A 16,297-nucleotide genomic window follows, 5' to 3' on the forward strand; every position below is an offset into this window, starting at 1 on the left:
GCTACCTTCCGTGGAAATGGGTGGTCGGTGTCGCGCGCCGCGCATCTAGCCGCGCGGCAAGGTGTTTGGCCGCCACAAAGCCAAAGGTCATTGCCGGCCCGATGGTTGCCCCCGCGCCGGCGTAGCTGCGGCCCATCACCGGGGCGGAGGTGTTACCCACCGCATAGAGTCCGCCCACCGTGGTGTCATCGGGCCGCAGCACTCGGGCATACTCGTCGGTGCGCAGACCGCCCGAGGTCCCCAGATCCCCGAGAACGATGCGAAATGCGTAGTAGGGCGGATCTCCGAGCGGATACAGGTTGGGGTTGGGCAGCGTCGGATCGCCGTAATAGTTGTCATAGACGCTGTCGCCGCGGTTGAAGTCGTCATCGTGGCCGTAGACGGCGAGTTCGTTGAACCGCTCGGCAGTCGCCTGCAGCTGCCCGCCCGGAACACCGATCTTGGTCGCCAACTCTGCCCAACTCGTTGCGGCTTTGACCACACCCGACTCCAGCCAGGCGGTTGGGATCTTGCGGCCGGTGGGTACCGGGGCCCCGGGAATCTTCGGTATCGGTAGATGACCGGCCACGACGTAGCGATTGAAGGAGCGGTGATCGGTGACCAGCCAGCACGGTATATGGGTGACACCGGATTTCTGGCCCGCGATCATGGCGTGACCGAAGTCCATGTATGGCGCCGCCTCATTGATGAAGCGCTTGCCCGCTCCGTTGACGATGAACTGAGCCGGCATCATTCGTTCGTTGAGCATGAATTGCATTCGGCCATCCGGCCATTGGATCGCCGGGAACCACCACGCCTCGTCCAGGAGGTCGGCGGCCGCACCCACCCGTTGGCCCGCGCGGATACCATCTCCGAGTGCCGCGGGGTTGCCGAAACTCCAGTCCTGCTCCACCAGGGGTTGATGCTCTTTGCGCCAGGCCAGGTCGTGGTCAAAGCCGCCGGACGCCAGGATCACACCGCCGCGCACTCCGATCCGTTCTCGGCCGCCCTCCGTTTGCACCACCGCACCGGTCACCGCTCCCCCGGCGTCGGTGAGCAGCTCCACCAGCGGCGCATCGAGCCACAGCGCGACACCTAGCTCCTTCATCGCCAGCCGCAGCCGTGCCGCCAGCGACTGTCCGATCGCCGCTATCTGCTCACCGAAGACTCTGGCCCGGATCATCCGGGTCACCAGTTTGAGTAGGACGGCCTTGCCTGCCCAGGACTGCCGGATGCGATAGAAGGACCGCAGTTCCTTGGGGCCCAGCCAGATTCCCCTGGGGGCCAGCGCCAGCGGTGTGAGCAGGCGAGGTTGGTCGTCGCCCAGCTTGCGCAGATCGATGGGTGGCACGTTGATCGTGCTGCCCAGCACCGAGCCTCCCGGCAGTTCCGGATAGTAGTCGGCGTAGCCGGGCTTCCAGACGAACTCCAGCCAGGCAGACAGGCCTTCCAAGAACTCCAACATTTGTGGGGCCGAGTAGACATACTGCCGAATGCGCGCCTCGCTCACCAAGCCATCGGTGATCCGTCGCAGATAGCCGACCACGTCATCGGGGTTGGGCGAGTAGCCCGCCCGGCGTTGCGCGGGAGCCCCGGGAACCCAGATGCCACCCCCCGACAGCGCCGTGGAACCGCCAAAGCATGAGGATTTTTCGATGACCAGGGTGTCGAGTCCGCTCGACGCCGCGGTCAGCGCGGCGGTCATGCCCCCACCACCGGATCCGACCACGAGCACGTCGACCATGCGGTCGACGTCACCCCAAGGTCCGACAGTCATGGGATCGGTACCGCCGTCCGGATGGCGAATCCGGCGATCAGGTCGGCCGCCTGCTTGTAGTAGCGGACTTTCGTCTGATACGGCCCGGCCACCGCCATGGCGGCGAACGCCGAGATCCAGGTGCGTATTTCATGCGCCGAGCTGCCGCCTTCGTGGGTGACGAACGAGTTCGACCAGCGATCGAGGTCGCTGAGGTGTCCGTTGTCGATGATTTCCAGGAAGCGCTGGTCCCAAGCCGGATTGAGCGGCTGTAGGTCACTGTTTCCCGCCGCGAAGCTCTTGGCCGCTTCCATCACGACGGTCTGCCGGGCTTGCCGCTGTGCGGGAGTCAGAGGCTGGCCGTGCACGATGCGCTCCCGGACCTGCGGATCTGCGCTGTGCAACGTCGGCACCGGCGGACTATGGGAGAGCCCGCCCGGTCCGATCACCAACACCCGCAGGTCCAGGGTTGACAAGAAAGTTCCTACCGCGGTGCCCAGCGCTCGGCACCGCCGCAGTGGGCCCAGCGGGGCGGCTATCGCGTTGATGAAGATCGGTATCACCGGGCGGGCGGTCGCGGTTCCGAACAACTTTTCCAACGGCTGCACGGTCCCGTGGTCCACGTCCATGCTGGCCATACGGCCACGTCGACATCCGCGCCGAGCACCGCCTTGGCGCAGTCCGCTGCCAGGTCGGTAGGAACATCAAGCGCACCGATGTGGGTGCCGTAGTCCCCAACCGCACTGGCGTACATACCAATACAAAACGGGGGCATCGCTCGGTAGAAGAAGCCGTTGTAGTGATCCGGGGAGAAGATGACCACCAGGTCCGGGTCGTAGGCACGCACGAACTCGGCGGCCTCGGCAATGGCGGCATGGACCTCGTCAAGTAGGTCGAGCCGCGGCCCCGGTAGATTCAGCAGCGGGCTGTGGGACATACAGCACAGAGCCAGAGCCATTTTCGGCGTCACCCCCTCCCGAAGCAAGCGAGAGGGCTGTGACCAGCGATCGGCTCAGGTCTGGGGCCAGCTGGGCAATGCAGGCGCCGGCGATGCAGCGGTCGGGACGCACGAACAACACCGATTCGTCGTGCGAGTCGAACCAGGCCTTGATTTCACCCGTACGGTCGCCGACGATCACCACGTCTGGGTCATCGTCGCCGGTCCAGTGCAGCTGGACCGCCGGGCGCGCGGCAACAAATTTGGCGCCCAACGCTTTCCACGTAGCAAATGCGGTATCCCCGAGAATCTTTCGCGGGTTGTTGTTCCAGCACAGCACGGCGAACCAGCCACCCAGCACGTCGTCCAGCAGGATGTTCTGCTGGCCGCGTGTGTCGACTCGAGGCTGGATGAACAACGTGCCGACCGGCGACCGAGGGCGCCGAGGCCGGTCATGCACGACGGCCCCAACCTCGTATCGCGGCATCGGCTTGAACCGCATCTCGAGTACGTAGCGCTTGAGCGAGGGCAGCACCGATGCGGAGCGCACCACCGCGTTGCGCACGGCCGCGATTCTGCGGTCGGTCGGCGAAATCACCCGACCCACCATGGTGGACAGGTCGATCATCGCCCGCGCGTGCTTGCGCCGTTCCAAATCGTAACTGTCGAGCAGCGCTTCGCCGGCCTGGCCCCGAACCACCGCGGCCAGTTTCCACCCCAGATTTGCCGCGTCGCGGATGCCGCTGTTGTAGCCCTGCCCTTGCCAGACCGGCATCAGATGTGCCACGTCGCCGGCCAGCAGCAGACGCCCACTGCGGAAGGCACCGGCGATTCGCGAATGATGGGTGTAGACGCGGCGCCGGATCACCTCGACCCGTTCGGGGTGCGGTACCAGCCGGGCCAGCATTCTGGTCAGGAAGGCCGGATCGTCGGCCTGCTCGTCAGACTCATCGGCGTGAATCATGAACTCGAACCGTCGTATCCCGTGAGCGATCGAGATCGAGGCATACGGGCGGCTCGGGTCCGCACCCACCTCGCTGTTCGGATGTCCCAGCGGGTCGTTGGCGATATCAACCACCAGCCATCGGGTAGGCGAGGTCGTGCCGTCGAAAGACACACCCATCATCCGGCGGGTGATGCTGCGGCCGCCGTCGCAGCTAACGACATAGCCGGCCCGCACCCGCCGCGATTTGCCAGAGTCGTCTGCTGCGGTACCGCACTCGACCGCTACCGCGGTTTCGGTCTGCACACATGAGGTCACCGGCCGACCCCACCACACCTCGACGTGGTCGAACCTGTCCAGACCACGGAGCAATTCCGCATCGACCAGCGGCTGCACGAATCCGTTGCGCTTCGGCCAGCCGAAACGCGCGTCCGGCGGGGCCATCTCGGCAAGGATCCGGCGCTTGGCATCGAAGCACCGCAGAATCTGGTTGGGCACCGTGTGCGGCAGGATGCCCTCGACCAGGCCGATCGACTGGAAGGTACGCAACGCCTCGTCGTCGAGCCCGACGCCGCGCGGATAGTCGATCAGCGTCGCGCGCTCCTCGATGACCAGCGTCCGGACACCCTGCAAGCCAAGGATATTGGCCAGGGTAAGGCCAACCGGTCCGGCACCGACCAGCAGAACATCAAAGTCGTTCTGTCGTCGCTTCCTAGACATCAGTGCCCCATCAGGAAGTCGAGATGGCGGTGATTGAAGGACTTGGCGTCTTCGTACTGCGGCCAATGGCCGCAACCCGACATCACCTCAAAGCGTGCGCCGGGAATCATCGATGCGATCCGGCGCCCCTCTGTCACGTCGGCCGTCGGGTCATGGCTGGTCCAGAGCACCAGCGTCGGCGCTTTGATGGCCCCGTACTCGGCTGGTCCCAGCAGGTTGCGGGCCCGGATCTGCGGATCCTGCAAGGCCATGATGTCGCGCATCGCGGCAACGAATCCCGGCTGGCGGTATATCCGTTGGCGGCTGGCCACCAGATCGTCGTAGTCCTTGGACTTGTCCGCCATCAGCCACTTGATCCGCGCCTGCACGGTCTCCCAGGTCGGATTCTCGGCGGCGGCCATCGAAAACGTAACGATGCGCGCCATCACCTCGGGATCCGCCTGAGAACCACCAGCGGTATTGAGTACGAGGCGTTCAACCGCTTCGGGATGATCGACGGCCGCGCGGGCCGCTACCCAGCCGCCCAGCGACTCACCGCTGATGCTTGCGCGTTGAGCACCGATGGCACGCAGCACCGCCATCAGATGCTCGACGTAGTGGCGGATTTCCAGTGGGTGACCCGGCTTGTCGGTGTAGCCATGGCCCAGCATGTCGATTGCCCAGGTCCAGAAGTGCTCGGCGTGCGCGGCTAGATTTCGGACGTATGCCTCGGCGTGACCACCAGATCCGTGCAACAGCATCAGTAGCGGCCGGTCCGGTTCGCCGGCACGCAGGTAGCGAGTCCGAACTCCCTGCGCGGTGGTGATGTGTCAAGACTGTGACGGGCTCGGGAGCGGGGTCGCAGACGTTGGCGCGGGGGCTCACCGCGCTGCAGTTGGTCGCCGCGTCTCCGGCGGGCCTGTCGATGCAGGAAGTTGCCGATCGGGTCGGGGTGCACCGGACCATCGCCTACCGATTGCTGCTGACGTTGACCCAGTTCCGGCTGGTGGCCAAGGGCGAAGATGGGCGCTTCCGGCCGGCAGCCGGCCTCGCGGTGCTCGGCGCGTCCTTCGACCACAACGTGCGCCAGCTCAGTCTGCCAACGCTGCGCGCACTGGCCGATGATCTGGGCACCACCGTTTCATTGCTGGTTGCCGAGGGCGACGAACAGGTCGCCCTCGCGGTGATCGTCCCCACCCAGGTCGCCTATCAACTCGCCTTCCACGAGGGCAGCAGATATCCCCTGGACCGCGGCGCTGCCGGCATCGCGCTGCTAGCCAGCATGGCCGCGCGCCCCGGGGAGCGGGAGCTGGTCGCCGCGACGCGCCGGCGTGGCTGGGTGACCACCTTCGGCGAGATCGAACCGAATACCTATGGGCTGGCCGTGCCGGTCAGGCGGCCGGCACCAGCCCCACCAACCTGCATCAACCTCATCTCGCATCGAGAAGACGTGGTGATGCGCGCGAAGGGCGCCGTCATCGACGCCGCGCGGCAGCTGTCCACGCAGCTGAGCTGAAGGGATACCCAATCATGTTGTGGAGTCAGACATTCGATGTCGTCGTGCTCGGCAGCGGCGGCGCCGGACTCACGGCAGCCCTGAGCGCGGCAGTCGCCGGCGCCACGGTGGCGGTGTTCGAGAAGGCGCCGACCGTCGGCGGGACCACCGCCGTCTCGGGCGGGATCGCTTGGATCCCCGCCCATCAGCGATCCCCCGACCGGGACCTCGCGGTCGACGATGCGTTGCGCTACCTGCGCGCACAGTCCTTGCACTCGATGGACGACGCCCTGGTCGAAACGTTTGTCCGAACCGGGGCGGCAATGCTCGATTTCGTCGAAAAGCACAGCGGCGTGCGTTTCGAGATCGCCGCCGGCTTCCCCGACTACCGGCCCGAGTTGCCGGGCGGACAACCGGCGGGCGGCCGGTCGCTCGGCCCGGCGGCCTTTGAACCAAGCCGCCTCGGCGAATGGGCCAGCCGAATCACCTCTTTCCCCCCGGATTGGTCCAATGTCGGCTTCGACGCCGAAACCCGGGCTCGGCTGCACGCCGGCGTCGAGGAATCCGAAGACCTGTGCGTGGCCGGTACCGCTCTGGTGGCCGGGCTATTACAGGGATTGCTGGACGTCGGGGTGACACCGCGCACCGACGCCGCGGCCGAGGAACTGGTGGTCGAAGACGGGGCGGTCGTCGGGGTCCGGATTGCCCAGTCCGGCCGCAGCATCAGCGTCCGTGCCCGCCGCGGTGTTGTCCTGGCAACCGGTGGATTCGAATGGGATCCCGTCCTGGTGCGGGCCTTCCTGCGAGGCCCCATGCACGGTGCGGTCTCACCGCCCAACAACACCGGCGACGGGCTGCGGATGGCGATGGCACGCGGCGCCGAGCTGGCCAACATGGGTGAAGCCTGGTGGGTTCCCATCGTGCAGATCCCCAACGACACCATCGATGGCAAGCAGCGCAGCCGCAGCGTGCGGCTGGAGCGAACCCGCCCGCGCAGCATCATCGTGAACCCGGCCGGGCAACGCTTTGTCAACGAGGCGTGTGACTACAACTCGATGGCCGGCGCCTTCCACTACCTCGATCCCAGGGGTGGCTACGTGAACGATCACGCCTGGATCGTGTTCGACTCGGCCCATCTGCAGCGCTACGGGTTCCTCGGGATCGAACCCGGCCAACCGGTTCCGGACTGGTTCTGTGAGTCGACCGACCTCACCGAGCTGGCCACTAAGACCGGTATCGACGCCGACGGCTTGGGGCGCACGATAGCGCGATGGAACCATAACGTCGCCTCCGGTACCGATCCCGACTTCGGTCGCGGCGCCAGCGCATACGACCGCTATTGGGGTGACGACCAGGCAACCACCCTTGCCGGCAAGACACTTGGCCCCATCGACAGCGCGCCCTTCTACGCGGTGCCGATCCGGGTGGGCGCCATGGGCACCAAGGGCGGACCGCGCACCGATCGCGACGGACGTGTCCGGCACGTCAGCGGAGGATCCGTACCGGGACTGTTCGCCGCCGGCAACGCTATGGCGGGAGTGACCGGGCAGGCATACGGCGGGGCGGGTGGAACAATTGGTCCGGCAATGGTTTTCGGCTATCGGGCCGGCCGCACGGCCGCCACCGGCGAATCGGCCGATGCGCCCTAGCGCCGTTTAGCCCTTCAGCGGAATGCGTACACAAACGTGGGTGCCGGTCGGTGTATTGAGGAAGACCAGCGATCCACCGGCGGCATCGACACGGGCCCGATGCGAGGCCAGACCGATATGCCCCTGGCCGAGGCGGCGCGCCATCGTTTCTCCGCTGACGCCGACGCCGTCGTCGGCCACATCCAGCACGCACACGCCGTCGGAGATGCCCAGAGCCACCGAAGCATTACGCGCCCGCGAATGCTGCACCACATTGGACAGCAACTCCCGGGCCACACCGAAGACGATGGGATCGATCTCGTCACGTATCGGATAGTCGACATCGTCGGTGATCCTGATGCCCGAACGTTGGGCGTGAAAGGAGGCCAACTGTTCGACCGCCGCACCCAGGCCGACCTGTTCGAGAACGGCCGGATGCAGCTCGAAGGTTGCCTGCCGCAGCAGATCCGACGCACTCTGCAGACCTGCCAGTGCGGTGCTCACTCGTTGGTCGTGGGGGGCGGCGGCCCGCAATTCGATCAGTTCCTGGCGCGCGGCCAGCACGTCCTGCAGCGGCCCATCGTGAATGGATTCCGAAATCCGGCGTTGCAGCACTTCCGAAGCCGTCATGGTCTGTGCGAGCAACTCTTCACGTATCACGCTCAACGTCGCTACCGAACGGGCGTGCCGTTCCTCGCTGCGGACCACCATCAATGCGGTGGCACAGAGGAATGCGTAGAGCCCGAACCGAAAGATCGCCTCGGGCCAGCCATTCATCCGAATCACCACCGGATCCTGAGCCAACGCCAGGGCGAATCCAACCAGCGTCAATGCCAGCACCACCGCGGCCCGCCGCGACGAAATGTCGAGGGCAACCAGCACCGGCAACAGCGTCATGATCAGCAGCGAATAGATGCCGTCGGTGGACAGCAACTGAAAGCCGGTCAGCGCCAACACATCGACGGCGGTGAAGGCGAGCGGTTCGTATCTGGCGATGTTGGCAAATCGGTCCAGGCTGACCATCGGCCGCGACCGTCGAAACGCCAACGCCAGCGCCCACAGTGCGGCAAACGCGTAGACACAGATCAAGGCCGTCTGCGCGCCCCATTCCCGGCGCGGCGTACCGACCAACATGGCGGCAACCATGAACAACACAACCCCGATCCGAAGCACGGAGCCGATGCGGTAAGCGCGCAGCTGGTGTGTTCGGCGCACCCGAGCCAGTTCTGCGTCGCTGGTGACCACCACAGGAACACCGTACAGACGGCACGAACCGACCAGCTGGCCATAATTTGCACACGACGGGTTCGGCGACCTTTCTGTGCGCCGCTGCCCGAGGCTCTGACCAGAAGATTCGTCCTGGCGCCGGCAGCTAGGAGCAAACTGTCGGCGGTCGGCTTGGCGTTGCCTGGAATTCGTCATCGATCCTGCTGAACCACCCGCTAAACTCAGGCCATGGTCGGCGCGCCATGGATGTGACTAAAACCGAGAAAGTGCGAGTGGTAGTCGGTGACGACCACCCGCTCTTTCGTGAGGGTGTGGTACGCGCGCTGTCGTTGAGCGGTTCGGTCAACGTTGTCGGCGAGGCCGATGATGGCGCGGCGGCGCTGGAACTGATCAAGACGCACTTACCCGACGTGGCCTTGCTCGACTACCTGATGCCGCGGATGGACGGTGCGCAGGTCGCTGCGGCGGTGCGCAGCAATGAGCTGCCCACTCGGGTGTTGCTGATCTCGGCGCACGACGAATCGGCGATCGTGTACCAGGCGCTGCAGCAGGGTGCCGCCGGTTTCTTGCTGAAAGACTCGACGCGTACCGAGATCGTCAAGGCGGTACTCGACTGCGCGAAGGGCCGCGATGTGGTGGCGCCGTCGCTGGTCGGCGGGCTTGCCGGAGAGATCCGCCAGCGTGCGGCACCCATGGCTGCGGTGCTCAGCGCCCGGGAGCGCGAGGTGCTTCATCGCATCGCCAAGGGCCAGAGCATCCCCGCGATCGCCGGCGAACTCTACGTCGCGCCGTCGACGGTCAAGACCCACGTGCAACGGCTATACGAGAAGCTCGGCGTCAGTGACCGAGCGGCCGCCGTCGCCGAGGCGATGCGGCAAGGGCTTCTCGACTAGTTGCGCCGGCGGGCGGGTGCCGATCCGGCGCCGGCGAAGGCACCGACTTCAAGGGCAGTTCGACGCACACATGGGTGCCCGCCGGGGCATCGAGAAAGACGAACGTTCCGCCAGCCGCGTCGACCCGCGCCCGATGCGAAGCCAGGCCGATATGTCCCTCACCGAGACGGCGCGCCGCGGTACCGCCCGCGATGCCCACCCCGTCGTCAGCCACGTCCAAAACGCAAGCTCCGTCGGTGATCCCAAGGCTGACCGACACATGTTTGGCCTGTGCATGGTGCACCACGTTGGACAGCAACTCGCGTGCCACACCGAACATGATCGGGTCGATCTCGTTGCGGATGGGGTAGTCGACGTCGGTGCTGACCTCGATGCCCGATCGGCGCGCAGTGAAGGTCGCCAACTGTTCCACGGCCGCACCCAGGCCAACCTGTTCGAGGACGGCCGGGTGCAGCTCAAAGGTGGCCTGCCGCAACCGTTCGGAGGCACTTTGCAGGCCGGCCAGTGCGCGCTCCACCCGATCGTCGCCGGGCCAGACGCTCTGCAACTCGACGAGTTCCTGGCGCGCGACCAGCACGTCCTGCAGCGGGCCGTCGTGAATGGACTCCGAGATCCGGCGCTGCAACACCTCCGAGGCCGTCATCGTCTGGGCCAGCAATGCCTCTCGCAACGCGCTCAAACCCGCGACCGCGCGAACACGGCGCTCCTCGGTACGGACCACCACCAATGCGGTGGCGCACAAAAACGCGTAGAGCAAGAACACAAACACGGAATCGGGCCACCCCGCGTCGCCGAGCAGCACATTGTCATGAACCCCGGCGATGGTGAACCCGACAATGGTGAATGCCAGCACCACCATCGCCCGTCGTGACGAAACGTCGACGCCCACCAAAATCGGCAGCAAGGTCATCATCAATAGCGGATAGATCCCATCGGCCGACAAGAGCTGAAACGCGGTCAGCACCGCTATGTCGACGGCAGTGAAGGCCAGCGGTTCCCAGGACCGGATGGTGACCGCTCCGCTGGCCGCCACTCGCCGCGGTGAAAACGCGAGCAGCAGGGCGCCCGCCGCGGCCAGCACGTACACCACGACCAACGTGATTTGCTGGGCCCATTCGTGCTGGGGAGTGCCGATGAGCATTGCGCCGATCAGGAACACCAAGACCCCGAGGCGAAGCACCGAGACAAGCCGGTAGGAGCGCAGTTGATGCAGCTTGTGCACCCGCTCCAGCTCAAAATCGCCGGTCATCCCCACCGGAACACCGTACTCACAGCGGCAGACACCTGCCAGACTCGGAGTCGCCCAGCGCACCCCGGCTCTGCCAAGCCAGGCACGCACCGGTCCACCTTCGGACCAAAATGCGAGTCGTGCGGGCTGCGACCAGCACAGGCGGGGCCGGCGCGCCAACTGGCACTGCTGCCAGGTTTCAGCGGCGACGTCCGGTCTGCCCAGCTGGTCTGCGCGCTGCTTAACTACGCCCATCATGACCGGGACAGGTCCCCGACTTGGCCAAGGCAACGGCGTCGGCGACCAGTTTGCGTGCCGTGCGCTCCACATCGCAGAGCTGCGCCGCATCGGCTCCACCGGCCTTCAGCCGGCCGCCGGTGAATACCAGCGGATCCAGGAAAGGTTCGGTAGCGGCCGCGTCGTAATCACCATCGAATGAGGGAAAATCGCTGCTCCGGTAGGTGATGGCGCGTACCACGGTGGGGCCGGCGCCAGCACGCGCCCGCTGCACCGCTGTGGCCACACAGCGTCGAACCGCCTGGACGTCGTGACCATCCACGGTGACGCTGGGAATCCGCTGGCACGCATCTCCGCCATGGCCGGGGGCGCCGCGCAAACGGCCGGCAACACCGACACCGGGAACGCTTTCAACCACGATCACCACCGGAAGGTGCCACAGCACCGCCATGTTTGCGGCCTGGACAAACGCGCCGGAATTGACATCGTCAGGACCGGTGATGCAGAGCGTGACCCGGTCGCTGTTGTCCAGCCACTGCGAGTATGCGTGCCCGACCGCCAGCAGCGGGCACTGGTCGGCAGCACCCGATCGCTCCGGCGAGTTCAGCTGGTCAGCGTGGTCGCAGGTGCTGTCTTGGCCAATCAGCTCGGCGATCATCGGCCCCAGCGGAAGATCCACACCGACGTGCAGGGCATGTGCGCGACGGCTGGCCAGCACCAGATCACCCTCGGTCAGTGCCGCCGTCGCACCGATACTCACGGCCTCCTGACCCAACGCGGTCGATACCGGTGACTCCATCAGACCGTCGGCACGCATTTCCTCCAGCGCCATGTCGAGCAGCCGCAGCACCCACATCCGCCGATACATTTCGAAGTGGTCGGGCAGGAGCGCGGCCGGGCGTGCACTGGCATGAGTCATCTGTCGGCTCCTCATTCGTCAGCGGAGGCGTCGGCGGGTCAGCGCCGAGCTCTTCGGCGCCAGCCCCGGATACGTCGCGGGCTTGGGGATGGCGGTTCGACGGCACCTCAGCGCAAGTTTGAAGCTAGCCGGGCCGGCCCGGCCGTGGTACCGCCGATCGGCCGGACAAACTGACGAACGCCGTTCCCCCGATCGGGGGAAGTCGCAACGCGGTGCCTCGCGCGTAGCGGCTCAAGCGGCTGCAGCCACAGCGGTGTATTGCGAGTCCCGGACCCCGACGTCACCGGACCTGTTCAGCGCCCGGGCCAGCGGCAGGCACAGCGCGGCCCCGGCCAAACCCACTGTCACGGTGACCAGCGCGACCAAGCGATGGCCGCCGTGCGTCAGACTGCAGGAGGACACGATGGGGGGCCACGACCGACGCGATGGCCAGGGTCATCGACCAGATTCCGTGGTAGCGCCCGCCACTGGCGGGCGGAGCAATTCGGTGAACTATCCCAGCCGCGATCACGAACCAGGCGATTTCCCCGGGAGCGGACGCGGCCACGGCGATGGCGAAGCCGAAAGTCGTGTGCGCGAGCGCCGCACCGGCCATGGTCAACGCCGTCCATCCGCCGGCAATCGCCAGGATGTCCAATCGCGGGTTGATGCGGGCCGCGACTTTTCGGCCCAGCCAGGGCGTTATCACCGGGGTTAGGCCGATTCCGGCGGCGGCATTGGCCACCTGGGTCCAGCCGAATTCACCCGCGCCCAGACCGCTGTCGGCCATGAGCATGGGCACGGTGGCGTATAGCCCCCGCACTGCGGTCAGCGTCGCAAGGCTGGACGCGAACAACAGCACCAGCCGACCATCCGAAAATGCCCGGCGGTAGCTGATGCGTGCGGCCCTGACATGCACAGCCGGTGCCACCGGCGGCCGATGCGCCGTTGCCGGGATGCAGCGGGCCGCCACCAGCGCAAGCAGCGCGCACGCCACGGCATTGATCCAGAACAGCACCGGCACGCCGGACCAGGCGGCGAGCAGTCCGCCCACACCGCCGGTGATCGCTCGGCCGATGCTGACGATCCAGCCAAAACGCCAAGCATCGAGCTTGGCCCGCCGGCTCGGCTCTGGGATCAGCTCGGCGATCGCGGCACCCATCACCGGACGGGGCGCGTCGTAGACCACGCCGGTGATCATGGCGCCGACCAGCAACGCTGCCACGCTGCGCGCTTCGGCCATTCCCACCAGCACACCCGCCGCGATGGTCATGGTCCAAGCCAGCGTCGCGCGGGGGCCCAGAGAGTCCACCAGCCATCCGCAGACCAGCTGCCCCACGGCCCAGCCCACGCCGAACGCGGCCAGCACCGCGCCCACCGCGGCAGCGGCAAATCCTCGCCCTGCCACGTGAAACGCCATGAACGGATAGGCGAATCCGGCGGCACGCACCACCAGGTTTCCGCCCAGTAGCAGCCAAATGACCGCCGGGTAGCCCTCCCTGGCCGGCCGGTGCCGTCCACCAGCGCGTTCGCCCAACGGGCGGGCACCGCCAAGTGGAGCCGCCACCGCGCGAGCGCAGAGCGCCCTTGCCGACCGGGGCTTTGTGTTGGTCTTTGTGTTGGCCATGCGGGCAGCCGATCGGCTGCTGCCACGGGCTTTGGAGCGCAAAGCGGCGTTGCGGGGCCGCAGGAATTTCGTGGTGTCCCCGGCATCGGGGAGATCCGGGGAAGAACTAGAAGAGACACGCATCGCCTCGCCGGCGGCGATGGTCGCGGTAGTCGTCATCGATCCAGAGGTAAGCATGATCGCACCTGGGAGGCTCCTCCGATCAACTCACCACGCGGCAAGAATCTTGTCCGCTGATCGGGGGACACCGCCGATCGACTACAGCGGGCGAATAACCGCCCGTGGGCCGCTACTGAGCGGCGACAGCGTTGGCCGCTTCGGTCTCGGCGTAGGAACCGCCGCTGGCCTGCAAGGTGGTCACGAACATCTCGTAAATCGCCTGCGCCTGCGCGCTCAGCGTTTGGTACATCGCCCCGTGGGCGGCAAAGTGGGCCGCGGTCAGCGCCGACACCTCGTCGGCGGCAGCTGGGACCACCCCGGTGATGGGGGCCATGGCGGCGGCATTGCCCGCGCTCATCCCGGCCCCAACCGAATGTAGGTTCAAAGCCGCGGCGGTCAACGCTTCGGGTGCACTGGTCACAAATGCCATGGCACAAGATTGACACTCCGCCAGGCCGTTGTCTGTCGACCGGAAAGCTATTCGTCAAGAGGAACTGCGTGTCCCCCAATTGGCGGACCTAGGGCGGCGGCGGGGCCAACAGCCGGTCCGCCGCAGCATAAGGATCCTCGAGGCCGTCGACCACCGCTTCGGCGAGCCGGTCCAGGTCGGTACGGCCGCGCAGCCGAGTCTGCGCCAGCGACAGAATCTGTGCCCGGGCGCGGGCCAACCGGCGATCGCGACTATCGCCGCGCTGATGCGCGTCGATCAGGGCCAACAGCTCACCAATGCCCTCCGACTTGACCGCGACCAGGCTGAGGATCGGGGCATTGGTTTCGGCCCGCAAGTCTCGCACGGTCTGTTCGGCACCGACGCGGTCGGCCTTGTTGACCGCCACAATGTCGGCGACTTCCAGCAGACCCGCCTTTGCCGCCTGGAGCGCATCGCCGGTTCCCGGATTGAGCACGACGACGGTCGGGTCTGCCACCGCCGCCACCTCGATCTCGGACTGTCCCACCCCGACCGTTTCCAGCAGAACGACGTCGTAACGCAGCGCCCCCAGCAGCCGGATGGCGGCGGGCACCGAGGCGGCCAGACCGCCAAGATGGCCCCGACTGGCCACCGAGCGGATCAGCACCTCGGAGTCGTTGACATGCGCGGTCATTCGGATGCGATCGCCGAGCAACGCACCACCACTGAACGGGGACGACGGGTCCACGGCTAGCACCGCCACCCGGGTTCCGCGCTCCCGGTAGGCGCCGACCAGCCCGGTGATCGTCGTCGATTTGCCCGCCCCTGGCGGCCCGGTGATGCCGATGACTCGCGCGGGCCGCTGCGACCAGTCCTCGATACCCGCCAGCACTTCATCGCGGCGGTCCCCCTCGATCAGACTGAGGAGCCGGCCCGCGGCGCGTTGAGATCCGTTGCGCGCAGCGGCAATCAGATCATCGATGCTCATTGCGTCCTATTTTGCAGCTATAGCGCCGCAACCTCGATGACCGTCGCCGATCCCATGCCGCCACCGGCGCACATCGCCGTCAGCCCAATCCCGCCGCCGCGTCGGCGCAGTTCGTGCACCAGCGTCACCAGCATCCTGGCCCCGGTCGCGGCCACCGGGTGCCCCAACGAGCATCCGCTGCCGCTCACGTTGACCCGATCGGCGTCCAGTTCCAGCAGTTTGACGGTCGCCACGCACATTGACGCGAACGCTTCGTTGATCTCGAACAGATCAACGTCGGAGATTGATAGATGGCCCCGTGCAAGCGCTTTCGGAATAGCTTCGACCGGGGCCAGGCCGGTGGCGGCCGGATCGACACCCACCGACGCCCAGCTGAGCACCCGCGCCAGCGCCGGCATGCCCAACCTCTGGGCCATCCGGTCGCTTGCGATGGTCAGCACCGCGGCGCCGTCATTGGCGCCGCAGGCGTTGCCGGCGGTGATCGAGAAGCCGTCGATCTCGGGATGCAACGGCTTGAGCGCGGCCAGTTTCTCCATCGTCGTGTCCCGGCGCGGATGTTCGTCGACACAGAACAGGCCGTGCGGCGTCGGGATCGGAACAATCTCCTCCTTGAACCGGCCCTCGTCGATCGCGGCGATCGCGTTGCGATGCGAGCGCAGGGCCCAGGCGTCCATCTCGGCGCGACTCACTCCGGCGGCCACCGCCGCATTCCAGCCGACCGTGATCGACATGTCCATGTTCGGCGCATCCGGCCGGTCCGGGTGAGTCGGCGGGAACCAGTCGACCCACTCGCCATCGATCTGCATCCGGGGCCGCGGCGAGGCGGAGGCCGAGTTCACGCCCCCGGCGATGATGAGCTGGTCCATCCCCGCCCGTACGCTTGCGGCCGCGCCCTGCACCGCCGCCTGTCCGGCGGCACAGTGCCGATTCTGGGCAAGACCGGGCACATGACCAAGCCCCGCCGTGATGGCCGCGTGGCGGGCGATAACGCCGCCGCCGTAGAGACCTTCGCCCAGGATTACGTCGTCGATCTGCCCCGGATCCAGATCCGCCGTGGCCTCACTGACCACATGGTGGGCCAGGTCGAATGCGTTGGTGTCGCGCAAGGTTCCCTTGCGGGCGGTTCCGATCGGGGTGCGCAGGGCAGCGACGATGACGGCTTCAGGCACGGGCTTTCTCCACTTCGGCGGCGCG

General features: G+C 66.6%; 12 protein-coding genes and 2 pseudogenes. 3 read left to right on the forward strand and 11 right to left on the reverse strand.

Features of this window, described 5'->3' with window-relative positions; all coding sequences use genetic code 11:
* Position 1 precedes the first annotated feature (1 nt).
* The 4 genes and pseudogenes from CKW46_RS26225 to CKW46_RS26240 all read right to left on the reverse strand — a co-directional run bounded on the left by CKW46_RS26225 (position 2) and on the right by CKW46_RS26240 (position 5,141).
* Positions 2-1,756: an FAD-binding protein gene (locus CKW46_RS26225; RefSeq protein ID WP_117435914.1), complete on the reverse strand. Its 1,755-nt coding sequence runs from the start codon at positions 1,754-1,756 to the stop codon at positions 2-4.
* Positions 1,753-2,672, reverse strand: a pseudogene (locus CKW46_RS26230) (3-carboxyethylcatechol 2,3-dioxygenase). The gene CKW46_RS26225 and the pseudogene CKW46_RS26230 overlap by 4 nt, the downstream one beginning before the upstream one ends.
* Positions 2,620-4,335: a bifunctional 3-(3-hydroxy-phenyl)propionate/3-hydroxycinnamic acid hydroxylase gene (locus CKW46_RS26235; RefSeq protein WP_482052575.1), complete on the reverse strand. Its 1,716-nt coding sequence runs from the start codon at positions 4,333-4,335 to the stop codon at positions 2,620-2,622. The pseudogene CKW46_RS26230 and the gene CKW46_RS26235 overlap by 53 nt, the downstream one beginning before the upstream one ends.
* Positions 4,335-5,141 (reverse strand): alpha/beta fold hydrolase, encoded by an 807-nt coding sequence (locus CKW46_RS26240; RefSeq protein ID WP_117435912.1) that lies wholly within the window; start codon positions 5,139-5,141, stop codon positions 4,335-4,337. Before CKW46_RS26240 ends, CKW46_RS26235 begins: the two co-directional genes overlap by 1 nt.
* A gap of 11 nt (positions 5,142-5,152) precedes the next feature.
* On the opposite strand from CKW46_RS26240, the gene CKW46_RS26245 reads away from it, so the two are divergent.
* The gene (locus CKW46_RS26245) at positions 5,153-5,830 is read left to right on the forward strand and encodes an IclR family transcriptional regulator (RefSeq protein WP_015357205.1); all 678 of its coding nucleotides are present in this window, start codon (positions 5,153-5,155) and stop codon (positions 5,828-5,830) included.
* A 14-nt stretch (positions 5,831-5,844) separates the two neighbouring features.
* Entirely contained in the window at positions 5,845-7,458 is a 1,614-nt protein-coding gene (locus CKW46_RS26250; RefSeq protein WP_482052576.1) for an FAD-dependent oxidoreductase, read from the forward strand.
* 6 nt (positions 7,459-7,464) lie between these two features.
* On the opposite strand, the gene CKW46_RS26255 is transcribed toward CKW46_RS26250, so the two are convergent.
* Complete coding sequence (locus tag CKW46_RS26255) at positions 7,465-8,685, reverse strand: sensor histidine kinase (protein ID WP_036426254.1); 1,221 nt, start codon at positions 8,683-8,685, stop codon at positions 7,465-7,467.
* Positions 8,686-8,906: 221 nt separating this feature from the next.
* On the opposite strand from CKW46_RS26255, the gene CKW46_RS26260 reads away from it, so the two are divergent.
* Complete coding sequence (locus tag CKW46_RS26260) at positions 8,907-9,557, forward strand: response regulator (protein WP_117435909.1); 651 nt, start codon at positions 8,907-8,909, stop codon at positions 9,555-9,557.
* Here the strand turns inward: CKW46_RS26260 and CKW46_RS26265 are convergent.
* From CKW46_RS26265 to CKW46_RS26290, 6 genes and pseudogenes are all read right to left on the reverse strand, one after another.
* Positions 9,502-10,812 (reverse strand): sensor histidine kinase, encoded by a 1,311-nt coding sequence (locus CKW46_RS26265; protein ID WP_482053482.1) that lies wholly within the window; start codon positions 10,810-10,812, stop codon positions 9,502-9,504. The two genes, CKW46_RS26260 and CKW46_RS26265, sit on opposite strands and share 56 nt — an antisense overlap.
* A gap of 214 nt (positions 10,813-11,026) precedes the next feature.
* Complete coding sequence (locus tag CKW46_RS26270) at positions 11,027-11,941, reverse strand: thiamine pyrophosphate-dependent enzyme (protein ID WP_482052577.1); 915 nt, start codon at positions 11,939-11,941, stop codon at positions 11,027-11,029.
* Positions 11,942-12,172: 231 nt separating this feature from the next.
* A pseudogene (locus CKW46_RS26275) lies at positions 12,173-13,724 on the reverse strand (MFS transporter).
* Between the two features lie 112 nt (positions 13,725-13,836).
* Complete coding sequence (locus CKW46_RS26280) at positions 13,837-14,136, reverse strand: PE family protein (RefSeq protein WP_015357210.1); 300 nt, start codon at positions 14,134-14,136, stop codon at positions 13,837-13,839.
* Positions 14,137-14,224: 88 nt separating this feature from the next.
* On the reverse strand, positions 14,225-15,103 hold the full coding sequence (locus tag CKW46_RS26285) for an ArgK/MeaB family GTPase (RefSeq protein WP_482052578.1): 879 nt from the start codon (positions 15,101-15,103) through the stop codon (positions 14,225-14,227).
* Positions 15,104-15,120: 17 nt separating this feature from the next.
* Positions 15,121-16,272, reverse strand: coding sequence for a thiolase family protein (locus CKW46_RS26290; RefSeq protein ID WP_117435904.1), 1,152 nt, complete (start codon positions 16,270-16,272; stop codon positions 15,121-15,123).
* Between the last annotated feature and the right edge of the window lie 25 nt (positions 16,273-16,297).

It is taken from the genome of Mycobacterium liflandii (assembly GCF_022354805.1).
Classification (GTDB): Bacteria; Actinomycetota; Actinomycetes; order Mycobacteriales; family Mycobacteriaceae; genus Mycobacterium; species Mycobacterium marinum.

Bases quoted from the DNA above. Each gene is read 5' to 3' on its own strand.
- CKW46_RS26270 (WP_482052577.1), bottom strand. From the start codon at position 11,941: ATGACTCATGCCAGTGCACGCCCGGCCGCGCTCCTGCCCGACCACTTC.
- CKW46_RS26280 (WP_015357210.1), bottom strand. From the start codon at position 14,136: ATGGCATTTGTGACCAGTGCACCCGAAGCGTTGACCGCCGCGGCTTTG.
- CKW46_RS26250 (WP_482052576.1), top strand. From the start codon at position 5,845: ATGTTGTGGAGTCAGACATTCGATGTCGTCGTGCTCGGCAGCGGCGGC.
- CKW46_RS26260 (WP_117435909.1), top strand. From the start codon at position 8,907: ATGGATGTGACTAAAACCGAGAAAGTGCGAGTGGTAGTCGGTGACGAC.
- CKW46_RS26285 (WP_482052578.1), bottom strand. From the start codon at position 15,103: ATGAGCATCGATGATCTGATTGCCGCTGCGCGCAACGGATCTCAACGC.
- CKW46_RS26225 (WP_117435914.1), bottom strand. From the start codon at position 1,756: ATGACTGTCGGACCTTGGGGTGACGTCGACCGCATGGTCGACGTGCTC.
- CKW46_RS26235 (WP_482052575.1), bottom strand. From the start codon at position 4,335: ATGTCTAGGAAGCGACGACAGAACGACTTTGATGTTCTGCTGGTCGGT.